General features: G+C 73.1%; 11 protein-coding genes. 4 read left to right on the forward strand and 7 right to left on the reverse strand.

Features of this window, described 5'->3' with window-relative positions; genetic code table 11:
- Positions 1-6: 6 nt before the first annotated feature.
- From ACZ4LX_RS19215 to ACZ4LX_RS19235, 5 genes are all read right to left on the reverse strand, one after another.
- A complete protein-coding gene (locus ACZ4LX_RS19215) occupies positions 7-621 on the reverse strand; it encodes a flavin reductase family protein (RefSeq protein WP_467645961.1) in 615 nt (204 codons plus the stop codon).
- Positions 622-873: 252 nt separating this feature from the next.
- A complete protein-coding gene (locus ACZ4LX_RS19220; RefSeq protein WP_467645968.1) occupies positions 874-1,713 on the reverse strand; it encodes an enoyl-CoA hydratase/isomerase family protein in 840 nt (279 codons plus the stop codon).
- 46 nt (positions 1,714-1,759) lie between these two features.
- Positions 1,760-3,988: an acetate--CoA ligase family protein gene (locus ACZ4LX_RS19225; RefSeq protein WP_467645972.1), complete on the reverse strand. Its 2,229-nt coding sequence runs from the start codon at positions 3,986-3,988 to the stop codon at positions 1,760-1,762.
- Positions 3,989-4,356: 368 nt separating this feature from the next.
- Positions 4,357-5,823 (reverse strand): flavin monoamine oxidase family protein, encoded by a 1,467-nt coding sequence (locus ACZ4LX_RS19230; RefSeq protein ID WP_467646188.1) that lies wholly within the window; start codon positions 5,821-5,823, stop codon positions 4,357-4,359.
- A gap of 188 nt (positions 5,824-6,011) precedes the next feature.
- Positions 6,012-7,205: a flavin-containing monooxygenase gene (locus ACZ4LX_RS19235; protein WP_467645978.1), complete on the reverse strand. Its 1,194-nt coding sequence runs from the start codon at positions 7,203-7,205 to the stop codon at positions 6,012-6,014.
- A gap of 147 nt (positions 7,206-7,352) precedes the next feature.
- Here ACZ4LX_RS19235 and ACZ4LX_RS19240 point away from each other — a divergent pair, with 147 nt between their 5' ends.
- From ACZ4LX_RS19240 to ACZ4LX_RS19255, 4 genes are all read left to right on the forward strand, one after another.
- On the forward strand, positions 7,353-7,805 hold the full coding sequence (locus tag ACZ4LX_RS19240; RefSeq protein ID WP_467645983.1) for a DoxX family protein: 453 nt from the start codon (positions 7,353-7,355) through the stop codon (positions 7,803-7,805).
- Positions 7,802-8,218 (forward strand): Zn-ribbon domain-containing OB-fold protein, encoded by a 417-nt coding sequence (locus ACZ4LX_RS19245; protein ID WP_467645987.1) that lies wholly within the window; start codon positions 7,802-7,804, stop codon positions 8,216-8,218. Before ACZ4LX_RS19240 ends, ACZ4LX_RS19245 begins: the two co-directional genes overlap by 4 nt.
- A gap of 274 nt (positions 8,219-8,492) precedes the next feature.
- A complete protein-coding gene (locus tag ACZ4LX_RS19250) occupies positions 8,493-9,260 on the forward strand; it encodes an SDR family NAD(P)-dependent oxidoreductase (protein ID WP_467645993.1) in 768 nt (255 codons plus the stop codon).
- 104 nt (positions 9,261-9,364) lie between these two features.
- Entirely contained in the window at positions 9,365-10,147 is a 783-nt protein-coding gene (locus tag ACZ4LX_RS19255; protein ID WP_467645998.1) for a thioesterase family protein, read from the forward strand.
- 112 nt (positions 10,148-10,259) lie between these two features.
- Here the strand turns inward: ACZ4LX_RS19255 and ACZ4LX_RS19260 are convergent, their stop codons facing one another.
- Positions 10,260-10,850: a DUF1707 SHOCT-like domain-containing protein gene (locus ACZ4LX_RS19260; protein ID WP_467646005.1), complete on the reverse strand. Its 591-nt coding sequence runs from the start codon at positions 10,848-10,850 to the stop codon at positions 10,260-10,262.
- A 112-nt stretch (positions 10,851-10,962) separates the two neighbouring features.
- Entirely contained in the window at positions 10,963-13,083 is a 2,121-nt protein-coding gene (locus ACZ4LX_RS19265; protein ID WP_467646191.1) for an ATP-binding protein, read from the reverse strand.
- Positions 13,084-13,111: the final 28 nt, after the last annotated feature.

Here is a 13,111-nt window from a genome sequence, read left to right on the forward strand (position 1 = left end):
ATTCGCTCAGCTGCTGAAGTGCCCGAAGATCCCCCGGTGGAACAGCAGCGGCCCCTCCCCGTCCTCGTCCGTCGCAGCCCCCAGCGCCTCCACCCTGCCCACCACGATCAGATGGTCGCCGCCGGTGTGGACGGCCTGGATGCGGCAGTCGACCCAGGCAGGTACGGAGTCCAGCAGCGGCGAACCGGTCGCGGGAGCGGGGGAGTACGCCACCCCGGCGAACTTGTCCGCCCCGCTGACCGCGAAGCCCCGGCACAGCGCGCCCTGGTCCGCGCCCAGGATGTTGACGCAGAAGGCCCCGGCGCGGGCGATGCGCGGCCACGTCGTCGACGTACGGGCGACCATGAACGTGACCAGTGGCGGGTCCAGGGAGAGCGAGGCGAACGACTGGCAGGCGAAGCCCGCCGGACCGTCCGGGTCGGCCGGGTCGTGAGCCGTGACGACCGTGACCCCACTCGCGAAGTGACCCAGCACACGGCGGAACTCGCCCCGGTCGAGCGGCAGCCGCTCGTCGTCGGCGACGGCCCGCAGGTCCGGGCGCGGCAGTGGATCGACCGGCACCGGACCGGTGGCCGTCGGAGCGCCGACGGACCGGAGGTAGCGGACTGCGGTTGCGGCCATGCCTGCGTGTCCCATCACCCTTCGATTAGAACTGACGATGCGTCAGATGGGAAGGGTGCGGCGCCCCCGGCCGCGCGTGGGGCGCCCCGGCGGTTGTTCGGCCGGGGGTGCGGCCTCCGTCGGGAACGGGGGCGGGTCGCGTGCGGTGTCGCCGGGGTGCGTCGAGGGGTCCGGCAACCTGGATCGGCCCGGACCTGGACAGCGGCCGGCTGTCCTCCGTGTGACGGCGGCGTCGTGTGACGCGGGCGCCGCTCATACCCCTCGGTACTTGGGCGTCCGTCGCTCCACGAAGCTCGCCACGCCCTCGTTGGCGTCCTGCGTGGTCATGTTGATCTCCTGAGCCATCGCCTCGGCGGCGAACGCCGTGGCCCGGTCCGCGTCCAGGGACGCGTTGACGAGCTGCTTCGTGAGGGCGATCGAGCGGGTCGGCCCGTCGGCCAGGCGCTGGGCCCAGGCCCGTGCCGTCGCCGCCAGCTCCTCGTCCGGGACCGTCCGGTTGACCAGTCCCAGACGCTCCGCCTCCGCCGCCGGGAGCGAGTCGCCGAAGAACATCAGCTCCTTGGCGCGCTGCGGGCCGATCAGGCGCGGCAGCAGGTACGCCCCGCCGCCGTCCGGGACGAGCCCGCGGCGCACGAACACCTCGATGAACTTCGCCGATTCGGCCGCCAGCACCAGATCGCAGGCGAACGCGAGATGTGCGCCGATGCCCGCCGCCGTGCCGTTGACCGCCGCGAGGACGGGCTTCTCGCAGTCCAGGACCGCCGAGATCAGGCGCTGCGCGCCGAGCCGGATCGTGCGGGCCACGTCGCCCGGCACCCGGTCGCCGGTGGCGGGAGCGCCGCGCAGGTCGGCGCCGGCGCAGAAGCCCCGGCCGGTGGCGGTGAGGACCACGGCCCGGATGCCGGGATCGGCGGAGGCCTCGGCGAGCAGGGCGATGACGCGTTCGCGCTGGTCCCAGGTGACGGCGTTCATGGCTTCGGGACGGTTGAGAGTGATCCACGAGACGCCGTTGTCAGTGGCGTGGAGTATCAATGACTCAGGCGATCCGGACGGGTCGGTGCGGTCGTGGGTGTCTTCGGGGGAGGACGGCATGGGGCAGCTCCTGAGCAGGTGGAAGGTGGGCGGGAATCCGGCCGCGTCAGCGGCAGACCGCGAGCGCGTCCAGGGCCACCGCGCCCTGTCCGCGGCCCAGCACCATCAGCGGGTTGATGTCGAGTTCGCTGAGGTCGTCGCCGAGTTCCAGGGCCATCCGCTGCACCCGCAGGACGACTTCGACGAGGGCGTCCACATCCACCGGCGGTCCGCCCCGCACGCCTTCCAGCAGCGCCCGGCCGCGCAGTTCGCCGAGCATCGCCCGCGCCTGGTCCTCGCCGAACGGGGGCACCCGCACGGCCGCGTCGTGCAGCACCTCGACGAGGACGCCACCGAGGCCCACCGTCACCGTCGGTCCGAACAGGGCGTCCTGGGTGACGCCGACCATCATCTCGACGCCGCGCTCGATCATCTGGCAGACCAGGATGCCGTCCAGCTCGATGTCCTCGTAGCGTGCGATGTCGGTGAGTTCGCGGTAGGCGTCCCGCACCTGGCTGGCGGAGGTGAGGCCGACCTTGACCAGGCCCAGTTCGGTCTTGTGGGCCAGTGCCGCGCCGGACGCCTTCATGACGACGGGGTAGCCGACGAGGCCCGCCGCCCGGACGGACGCCGCCGCGCTGGTCACCAACTGCTCGCGGGGCACCCGGATCCCGTACGCGCGCAGCAGCTGCTTCGCCGCGTGCTCGCTCAGCTGGTGACCCGGGCGCATCAGTGCCTGCGCCTTGCGGAAGGAGGGGGACGGCGTGCGCGGGGCCTCGTCGAACGGGGACCGGTAGGACGCGGCGAAGCGGTGGTGGTCCAGATAGGCCTTCACGGCGGTGATGCAGTTGCCGAACGTACGGAAGGTGGCGACGCGCGACGAGCCGAGCAGGGTGGTGCGGTAGGCGTCCTCGGTGCCGACCGGCGACCCCCACACCACGCACACCAGCTTGTCCGTGGCCTCCGCCGCGTCCACCAGGTCCTGCGCGAGCTTGTCGCTCATCGGCGGGAAGGGGCCGGTGATCGGACAGATCAGGACCCCCACCTCCGGGTCGGCGAGGATCGCGTCGATGATCTTCCGGCCGCGCCAGTCGCCGACCGGGTGGCCCCCGTTGTCGACGGGGTTGGCGACGTTCAGGTAGTCGGGTATCCAGGTGTGCAGTTCGGCCTGCTTCGCCTCGGACAGCACCGGGAGGGAGAGTCCCGCCCCCGTGGCCAGGTCCGAGAAGTGCGCGCCCGTGCCGCCCGAGATCGAATACACCACGACGCCGTCGGCCAGCGGCTTGCGCGCGCGGGCCAGGAGGGCGGCGGTGTCCTGGAGTTCGTCGAGGCCGTCCACCCGGATCACACCGAACTGCCGCATCGCCGCGTCGACGACCTGATCGGCGCCGGTCAGCTTGCCGGTGTGTGACGCGGCCATCCTGGCCCCCGTCTCCGTACGCCCCACCTTCACCGCCACCACCGGGACACCGGCCCGCGCGGCCCGGTCCGCCGCGAGCAGGAAGGAGCGCCCGTCCTTGAGCCCTTCGACATAGCAGGCGATGGCGCCGACCTCGGGGCGCTGGGAGAAGTACGCGATGAAGTCGGAGGTCTCCAGATCGGCCTCGTTGCCAGTAGGGGCCCAGTGCGAGAGGCGCACGCCCAGCTCCTGGAGCGTGTAGACGGGGCGGCCCTGGTGGCCGGACTGGGTGATCAGCGCGATCGCCGGACCGTCCAGGTCGTCGCGGAACTCCTCGAAGGCGTTGAGGTTGGTGTTCGGGCCGAGCAGCCGCAGCCCCGACCGTTCCACGGCGGCGGCCAGCCGGGCCTGGGCGGCGGCGCCCTCCGTACCGGTCTCCGCGAAACCGGAGGCGAAGGCGACGGCGAACTTCACCTTGGCCTGGGCCAGTTCCTCGATGACGGGAAGCGGGTCGCCGACCAGCAGCACCGCCAGGTCCACCTGTTCCGGCAGGTCGGCGACGGAGGGGGCGCAGGCCCGTCCGAAGACGGTCTCGCGCGTGGGGTGCACGGGATACAGCCGTGCCCCGACGCGCTCGGCCCAGGCGATCAGCTGGCAGGTGATGCCGGTGTTGGGCCGTCCCTCGGTGTCGGACGCGCCGATGACGGCGACGGACTCCGGGCGGAAGAACCGGTCCAGGTCCGGTACGGGCGCGTGGAGCGGGCGCCCGCTGACGTCGAGGTCGCCTTCCGCCGCGGCGGCCGCCATGCTGTGGACGGCGGCATGCGGTTCCTCGCCGCAGGCCACCACCCTGGCGCGGAAGTCGGTGGTGAGGGTGCCGTGAGTCGATCCAAGCATCGTTCCGCCCACTCCTGCTCGAAAGTCCGTCGGCACACGTGGTGCCCGGCCCGCGCCCAGGAGGGTCCGGTGATCCGGGAGGCGGTTGCGGCGGCGGTGCGTGGCTGGGCCCGCACCGTGTCCGCCCCGCCTCCGGGGGTCGAACCCTCATAGCTGACGCTCTGTCAGGTTACTGAACTGACGCTCCGTCAGGAATGGGTGTGCAGGCAAAGCTTGAGAGCGGTGGCCCCGGGGCCCGGCCCGGATCACCGCTCCCTGCCTCCGGGGCGGATCCCCGGCCGGCCGCCGCCGCGGCGCGCGGGCGTCAGTGTGCGGCGGTGACCTCCGCGGCCACGCGCCCGCCCGGTCCCGGGGAGGCGGCCTGGGCGTCAGAGTGCGGCGGCGACCTCCGTGGCCACGCGCTCGCCCGAGCGGACGGCGCCGTCCATGTACCCGTTCCAGTACGTCGACGTCTCCGTGCCCGCCCAGTGGATCGCCCCGACGGGGGCCCGCAGCGCGGCGCCGTAGCGGGTCAGCACGCCGGGCGGCGCGTAGGCGACCGGGCCGCCCCGGGAGTAGGTCTCGTTGTCCCAGCGCTGGAGCACGAACCCGGTCGGGCTCTTCGCCCGCTCCCCGAAGTACGTGGCGAAGTCCTTCAGGACCACCGCCCGCACCTCGGCCTCCGACGCCCCGTTGAGCCCGCGCATCTCGTCGGACTCGATGAAGCCCATCAGCGCCCCGTACGAGCCGTCCGGCGGGGAGTTGTCGAACGTCGAGCGGACGGCACCGGAGTCGCTGACCACCTGGCCGTTGAGGCCGTCGGCGCGCCAGAACGGGGTGTCGTACACCGCGATCGCCTTGCCGACCGACCCCATCGGCAGCCGCTGCCCGAGCTGGTCGCGGGTGGCGGGCAGGCCGGGGGAGAAAGTGATGCGGTTGGTGAGCGAGGGCGGGACGGCGATCACGACGCGGCGCGCGGAGACGGTGAGGTCCGGTGTCTCCACGGTCAGCCGGCCGTTCCCCTGCGCGATCCGGCTGACCGGGGCGTTCAGGACGACCCGGTCGCCGAGGGACTGGGCGAGGCGCAGCGGGACCTGTGCCGAGCCGCCGACGAACCGGGTCGCCTGGGCGCCCGTGCCCGTCTCGGTGAGGCGCTCGAAGGTGCCGGGCGTCGACTCGTTGCCGGCCGCCCGGATGTAGAACAGCACGAACAGGAGTGAGAGCTCGCTCGGTTCGGCCGAGAAGACCGAGGTGCACGCCACGTCGAAGAGGAACTTCGCGGACGGGATCACGGCGTTGTGCTTCAGCCAGGTCTCGAACGTCTGGCTGTCCCACTCCTCGGCCTTCGCGGCCGTCCACGGGGCGTCGACCGGCACCTGCTTGGCCATGTCGTCGAGCATCGCCTGGACCGCCGCGGCGTTGGCGAGCCCCGCCACATCGATCGGCGGGACGGAGCCGAGCAGCCCGTCGGTGGCGTAGGGGGTGCGCTTGCCGTCCTTGAACAGGACGTTCTCGCCGGTGTTGTACGTGGGGAAGGTCGCGACCCCCAGTGAGTCGGCGAGGGCCTTCATCCGGTCCTGCGTCGGGCCGATGAACTCGCCGCCGCCCTCGCTGATTCCGCCGTTCGGCAGCGCGAGGTTGAGCACCCGGCCGCCGACCCGGTCGCGTGCCTCCAGGACCAGGACGGACTTCCCGGCGGCGGCCAGATCGCGGGCGGCGGTCAGCCCGGCCAGCCCGCCGCCGACCACCGCGACGTCCACCTCGCGCGGGGCCGCGCCCACGGGAGCCGCCTGCGCGGTGCCGGTTCCGGCCAGGGTGAGCGCCGAGACCCCGGCGGCTGCCGCGCCTCCCAGCATCGCGCGCCGGGACACCGGCTCGTGGGCAGGCTGCGAGGTCTGTCCTGTTCGATGACGTGCCACGTGCATCCTCCGTATCAGGGTGGGATGCCCCGCCGGGAGCGCCCGGCGGGGGCTGTGCTGTGCGAACGGCCGTCAGGGCCCGCCCGGAGGGGGCGGGGCCTGACAGCCGGCCGGGCCGGGGCGGGTCAGGCGGTACGCGCCAGCCGTTTGGCGATCTTCTGTGCGTCCAGGGCCATTTCGCGGAACATGCCGCTGATCGGGTTGGTGAACCCGGTGAAGTAGAGACCGGGCGCCTGCTTCGGCGTCCGGCCGCCGTGCGTCACCGGCCGGCCCCGGGCGTCCAGCACCCCGAGGTGACCGATCAACGGCTCCAGGGCACGCACATAGCCGGTCGCGACGATCACCGCGTCCGGGGTGATCCGGGTCCCGTCCGCCAGCACCACCGCGTCCTCGTCCAACGACTCCACGGCCGCCACCGGAACCACCCGGCCGCCCTTCACCGCGTCGATCAGCCCCACGTCCTGGACCGGGATCGCTCCCTCCCTGACCCGGGAGTACAGGCCCGTGTCCGGCCGGGGCAGCCCGTGTTCGGCGAGGTCCGGCACGGCGACGCGGGCCATCAGGCCGCCGGCCCGGTCGACGAGCGCGACGGGCAGCCGGCGCACCAGGATGCCGGTCGCCTGCGCGGGCCAGCCCGCCGTGGAGCGGCGCACGATGTGCGGAACGGTGCGCACCGCGAGGCGCACACGCGCGGCCCCGCCCTCCACCAGGTCGACGGCGATCTCCGCCCCCGTGTTGCCGACGCCCACGACGAGGACGTCCTTGCCCGCGTACGGGGCCGGGTTGCGGTAGTCGGCGGCGTGCACCAGCTCGCCCGTGAAGGTGTCGCGCCCGGACCAGTCGGGGATGCGGGGCGTGTGGTTGTAACCGGTGGCCACGACGACGGCCCGGCCGGTCAGTTCACGCCCGCCGGTCGCCGTCAGCCGCCACCCGGTGCCGTCCGCCGCCGGGTCGACGCGGGAGACCTCGACGCCCGTCACCACTTCGAGGCCGTGGTGCTCGACGTACTTCTCCAGGTAGCGCACCACGTCGTCCCGGGAGACCCAGCGGCCGAACCTGCGGGGCATGGGCAGCCCGGGGAGGGCGGACCAGCGGCGGGTGGTGTGCAGATGCAGCCGGTCGTAATGGCGGCGCCAGGACGCGCCGACGTCCCCGGACTTCTCCAGGACGACGGCCCGCACGCCCTGCTCGCGCAGGGCCGCGGCTGCGGCGAGGCCGCCGGGCCCGCCGCCGATGACGTAGACGGGGCGGTCCTCGGTGATGTCGGTGGGGGCGGCCGGGGTGTTGGTGCTACCGGCGGTAGGTGTGCTGTCGGACATGCTTCGGAGCGTAATCGCGCGACTCCTTGATGGGTCTCGGTCAAGACCGGAATCGATTGCGAATCGATCACGGGTGCGCGCCTCTTGCGGACTCCGCCGCCATCAGGTGAACTGACGTGCCGTCAGATTACGTGAACGGGAGGGCCCATGCGGACGATCTGGCTCGATGGAGCACAGTGGCTCGCCGTGCTCCGAATAGGCCTCGGTCTGTGGTGGCTGGAGAGCTGGCGCCACAAGGACAGGAAGGGCTGGTTCGAACGCGGCACCGGCATCGCCTGGGCGGCGGATGTCGCGGGCAAACACCGCTGGCCGGTGGTCCGGACGGGCTTCCAGAAGGTCGTCGCACCGCGCCCGAAGGCCATGGCGTACCTCGTCGTGTACGCGGAACTCGCCCTGGGCCTCGGCCTGGTGACCGGCCTCCTGACCCCGGTCGCCCTCGTCGCCGGACTCCTGCTCAACCTGCTCTACCTGGTGCTGATGATCCACGACTGGGCCGAGCAGGGGCAGAACGCGATGATGGCGCTCATCTCGCTCGTCGCCCTGTTCGCCATGTCCTGGCAGACCTGGTCCCTCGACCACGCGATCGGACTCTTCCCGTGACGGGCGCGACGCGGTCCCCCCGCTACGACCTCCCGGAACCCGACGCCTTCACCCGCCCCTACTGGGACGCCGCCGCCGAGGGCCGTCTGCTGCTGCGCCGCTGCCGCGCCTGCGACCGGACGCACCACTACCCGCGTGAGTTCTGCCCGCACTGCTGGAGCGAGGAAGTCGACTGGGTCCGGGCCTGCGGGCGGGCCACGCTCTACACCTGGTCCGTCGTCCACCGCAACGACCTGCCCCCGTTCGGCGCCCGCGTGCCGTACGTCGCCGCGGTCGTCGACCTGGCGGAGGGCCCGAGGATGATGACGCAGATCGTGGAGTGCGAGGAGAGCGCGCTCGCCATCGGGATGGAACTGCGGGTGACCTTCCGGCAGGAGGAGAGCGGCGAGGCGGTGGCGGTGTTCCGGCCCTGAGCCGGGCATCCGGACGGGGGCCGGCCCATCCGTACGGTCCGGGGATCCGGACGGGGGCCTGCCCATCCGTACGGTGCCGGGCGCGGGAGCGGGCGGGCCCCGCCCGCCGCTGCGGGACACCCGTCCCGATCCGGGCGCGCGGCCGGGATCCCGCCCACCGGGACGGAGCCTCCGAGGCGGATCCCGCCCACCGGGACGGAGCCCCTGTCCGCCCGGCCGCACGGGATTGGATGGCCGCCACCGATCCTGGCCCCGGCTGTAGGGAGACAAACGCATGCCACTCACAGGACGCGTCGCCGTCGTCACCGGAGCCGGGGACGGAATCGGCGCAGCGGTGGCCCGGCGGTTCGCCGCCGACGGAGCCAGGGTGCTCGTCGCCGAGCTGAACGAGGAGACGGGCCGCGCCACGGCCGACGAGATCGGTGGCCGCTTCGTGCGTACCGATGTCAGCGACAGGGCGCAGGTGCTGGCCATGATCGACACCGCCGTACGGGAATGGGGCGGCGTCGACATCCTGGTCAACAACGCCTGGGGTGCCGGTGACGTCGGCCGGGTCGAGAACAAGACCGACGAGATGCTGGCCCGCGGTCTGGGCGTCGGCTTCTACGGGCCCTTCTGGGCGATGCGGGCGGCCTTCCCGCACATGAGGGAGCGGGAATGGGGCCGGGTCATCAACATGTGCAGCCTCAACGGCGTGAACGCCCACATGGGGACCCTGGAGTACAACGCCGCCAAGGAGGCCCTGCGCACCCTGACCCGGACCGCCGCCCGTGAGTGGGCCCCGACGGGTGTCGTCGTCAACGCGATCTGCCCGGGTGCGAAGAGCGCGGCCTTCCGGCGCATGATGGGCGAGCACCCCGAACTGGGGACGCGGGCCGACGCCGCGAACCCCATGGGACGGATCGGTGACCCCGACCGGGACATCGCTCCGGTGGCGGCCTTCCTGGCGGGCGAGGGTGCGCGCTACGTCACCGGCAACACGCTCTTCGTCGACGGCGGCTCGCACATCAACGGCGTCGCATGGGCCCCGGACCTGCCATGACCCGCCTCGCGGGAAGGGCGCGGCCGGGACCCGGACGGCGGCCGGTATCCGTACGGTGGCACGCTGGTGGTCCTTGATCCGTACGGCCGCGAGGGACACAGGCGATGAACACCGGCAGCTATTACGAGCGCATCGACGAGCACAGCTTCAAGCCCACCGCCCACGCGAGCGGGGCATGGAGCACGGACGAAGTGCACTTCAGCCCGCTCGGCGGTCTCCTCACCCACGCCATCGAACTGCATCTCGCCGGCCGGCCGGGAGACAGCCTCGTGCTCTCCCGGATCAGCTTCGACATCCTCGGCCGGCTCGCCCTGGACACGTGTGAGATCCGGGTCGAGACCATCCGGCCCGGCCGCACCATCGAACTGGTCGAAGCCGTCGCCCTCATAGGAGACCGCCCCGTGGTACGCGCCAGGGCCTGGTGCCTCGCCGCCGGAGACACCACCGGGGTCGCCGGCGGAGAGGCGGGCCGGCTCACCCCGCCCGAGGCGCTCGCGCCCTGGCCCATGGCCGACCTCTGGCCCGGCGGCTACATCGCCTCGCTGGACGTCCGCCCGGTCGCACCGCCCGTGCCGGGCCGTGCGACCGCCTGGATCTCCACGCCCCTCGGCCTCGTCGCGGGGGAGACCGCCGGCCCGCTGGCGTCGTACGTCGCGCTCGTCGACACCGCCAACGGCATCGCCGTACGCGAGCAGCCCACCGCCTGGATGTTCCCCAACGTCGACCTGACGATCCACCTGCACCGCGCGCCCGAGGGCCGGTGGACCGGGCTCGACACCACGGTCGTGTTCGGCCCCACCGGCCAGGGCATCACCAGCACCGTCCTGCACGACATCAACGGACCCGTCGGCCGGGCCGAGCAGATCCTCACCGTCCGGCCCTCGTAGGAAGAACGCGGCCGGGGCGGCGCTCAGCGCGACAACTCCTCGCGCCGCCCCGCGGTCGGGGACGGTGCTCGGCGCGACGACTCCTCGCGCCGCTTGCCGGCGGGGGCGGCGCTCAGCGCGACAACTCCTTGCGCTGCTTGCGGCGTTCCCAGAAGTTCGCGTAGCGGATGACCACTCCTCCCGCGCCGCATGTCCCAGAGATCCGGAGCACCGGTGTGCCCGGCAGCCGTTCGCCGTCGGTCTTGTCCTTCAGGCCGCCGAAGCCGGGGTCCAGCGCTTCCGTCTCCGCCCTCCAGCCCGGCGGGACGACGAACACCACCCCGGCCATCTGCGCGTCCACCTCCACCTCGACCACCCTCGGCCGGCACTCGGCCCGGGTGAAGTCGAGGCGTACGCCGGCCAGGCCCCCGTACACGCGAATGTGCGGCGGCACCTTCCAGCGGCCCGTCCGGGACGCGCCGTGCATGCCGCCCTTCAGGACCAGCGGCTCGTCCGATGCGAGGGCGACCGGCCCCAGGTCGTCGGTGAGCGGGGCGAGTTCGGCATGGGTCTTCGCCGCGAGCGCCCGGCCGAGCCGCTCGTCCAGCTCTTCGAGGTCGATACGCCCCTCGGCCGCCGCCTCCCGCAGCTGTTCCACGACCGCTTCGCGGTCGGCGTCGGAGGCGCGCATACGGCCGGCGGATCGCGAGGGCTCTGCAGTCATGCAGCAGATGATACGGACGCTGGTGACCGCGTCCAGAGACCGGAGCCGAGGAGCCCGCTTCGGGTCCGGAGCCGGGAGCCGGGGAGCCCGGCCGTGTGCGTCCGGGCTCCCCCTATCGCCGGGCCCGCTCCATCCACGGGCCGAACTCGCTGTCCAGGACCAGTCGTCCGAGCTTGCGGTACTCGGCGAGGACCGCCGAGACAAGCTGCTCGGTGTCCAGGTCGCGGCCCGACTCCGCCGCCTGGTAGGCGGCGGTGACCGCGCAGGCACGGATGGATCCGCCCGTCAGCTCGAACCGCTCCGCGCAGGTCCGCAGGTCGAGATCGGGGGAGCGGGGGATCTCGGTGCCCAGGCAGCGTTCCCACAGGGCGAGGCGCTGCTGTGCGTCGGGTACGGGGAAGTCGGCGACCACGTCGATCCGGCGGGTGAACGCCTCGTCGAGGTTGGCCCGCAGATTGGTGGTGAGCACGGCGATGCCGTCGAAGGACTCGATCCGCTGGAGCAGATAGGCCGACTCCACGTTGGCGTGCCGGTCCTGGGCGTCCTTGACCTGTGAGCGCTTCCCGAAGACGGCGTCCGCCTCGTCGAACAGCAGCACCGCGTTGACATCGGACGCCTCGACGAAGATCCGCTCCAGGTTCTTCTCGGTCTCACCGACGTACTTGTCGACCACGGAGGACAGGTCCACGACGTACAGCTCCATGCCCAGGTCGGCCGCGACCACCTCGGCCGACATGGTCTTGCCCGTCCCGGACTCCCCGGCGAACAGCGCGACGATGCCCCGGCCCCGGCCGCCGCCCGGACGCATCCGCCACCGGCCGAGCACCTGCTCCCGGTGACGTGCGCGCAGGGCCAGGTCGGAGAGCTGGTTGCGGGTGGCCGGGGGCAGCACGAGGTCGTCCCAGCCGACGGTGGGTTCGATCCGGCGGGCCAGCCGTGCCAGGCCGGCCCCGTTCTGGGCCCGGACGGCGGTCCGCAGGTCCTGGGCCTCCACCGGGCGGCCCTCCAGGGCGGCCAGCCGGGAGGCGACGGCGGCGGCCCGGCGGATCTGGCCGGAGTCGAGCCGGTAGGCGCGGGTGGCGTCGGTGAGGTGTTCCTCGGCCGTCGCGGTCGCGGCGGCGAGGCCGCTCGCGGAGCCCGCCGAGGTGAGCTCCCGGCGCCATCTGCGGGCCGCCTCCGCCGGATCCGGCGGCAGGACGTGGACCGTCACCGGGCTCACACCGGCCCACAGCGGGTCCCAGTGCTTCTTCCCGTACACGATCAGCGGGGAGCCGCCGCCGACCGCCTCGCAGATGCCGTCGATCAGACCGGCGCCCTTGGGCTGTTCGGGGGCGAGCGTCTCCAGCGGACCGAGGACGAGACCGCCACCGCTCAGCCGCGCCTCGGTCGCCATGATCCGCGCGGTCCGTACGGGATCCGGGGCGGCCGCGAGGGCCGAGGCGTCCACCACCAGCGGGCGGAGTCCGGCCGCGAGAAGCGCGTCGGCCGCGAGCCGGCCGGGGTCGCCGCCCCGGTCCAGCAGATGCACCAGACCACTGCCGGTGCCCAGCGCCGCCGCGACGCGCAGCGTCGTGGGGCACTGGCCGGGCTCTCCTTCCGGCGTCTTCGAAGGACCGGCCGCGGATCCCTCTTCGGGCCGCTCGTCGGGCCCGGCCACCCGGACGAGGCCGTGCAGCCTGCCGTCCACTTCGTCGTCACCGAGGAGATGGGCGGTCACCCGGTCGGGGACACGCAACACCCTGGAGAGCAGGGGGCGTTCGGGCTCCAGTATCTCCACGAGGCCGGCCGCGACCAGCGGCGCGGACGGCGAGAAGCGGAAGCGGCCGGAGCCCGCCGAGGGCAGCCCGCACAGTTCGAGGGCCAGGCCGATCGTGGCCCGGCGCCGGGTGAGGTCGTCGTTGAGGTAGCCGTACAGCCGCTCGAACCGGGCGTCGATGTCCGGGGCCATCGCGACCAGCAGGAGATCGACGTCCCGGGCGACCAGGCCGAACCGTTCGACGAGGGACGCGATCCGGCCTCCCGCCGGCGAGCCGGGTGCGGCGTCGGTGCCATGCTCCTGGACCGGCACCGGGAGGAACGCGTCGCGGGAGTCCAGGATCCGCTCGGCCGCGGCGGGGGTGAGGTACTGCCCCCGGAACGGATCGTCCGGCTGCGGGTCGGTGTCCTGGCGCAGCGCGACCGCGTGCCGTACCCGCCGCTCGATGTCGCCCAGCCGCGCCCAGAGTTCGTCCAGGCCGGTCGGCGGGGTGCCACCTGCCGGC

This window comes from Streptomyces sp. NPDC026062 (assembly GCF_055568375.1).

Bases quoted from the DNA above. Each gene is read 5' to 3' on its own strand.
- ACZ4LX_RS19215 (WP_467645961.1), bottom strand. From the start codon at position 621: ATGGCCGCAACCGCAGTCCGCTACCTCCGGTCCGTCGGCGCTCCGACG.
- ACZ4LX_RS19220 (WP_467645968.1), bottom strand. From the start codon at position 1,713: ATGCCGTCCTCCCCCGAAGACACCCACGACCGCACCGACCCGTCCGGA.
- ACZ4LX_RS19225 (WP_467645972.1), bottom strand. From the start codon at position 3,988: ATGCTTGGATCGACTCACGGCACCCTCACCACCGACTTCCGCGCCAGG.
- ACZ4LX_RS19230 (WP_467646188.1), bottom strand. From the start codon at position 5,823: ATGCTGGGAGGCGCGGCAGCCGCCGGGGTCTCGGCGCTCACCCTGGCC.
- ACZ4LX_RS19235 (WP_467645978.1), bottom strand. From the start codon at position 7,205: ATGTCCGACAGCACACCTACCGCCGGTAGCACCAACACCCCGGCCGCC.
- ACZ4LX_RS19240 (WP_467645983.1), top strand. From the start codon at position 7,353: ATGCGGACGATCTGGCTCGATGGAGCACAGTGGCTCGCCGTGCTCCGA.
- ACZ4LX_RS19250 (WP_467645993.1), top strand. From the start codon at position 8,493: ATGCCACTCACAGGACGCGTCGCCGTCGTCACCGGAGCCGGGGACGGA.
- ACZ4LX_RS19255 (WP_467645998.1), top strand. From the start codon at position 9,365: ATGAACACCGGCAGCTATTACGAGCGCATCGACGAGCACAGCTTCAAG.
- ACZ4LX_RS19260 (WP_467646005.1), bottom strand. From the start codon at position 10,850: ATGACTGCAGAGCCCTCGCGATCCGCCGGCCGTATGCGCGCCTCCGAC.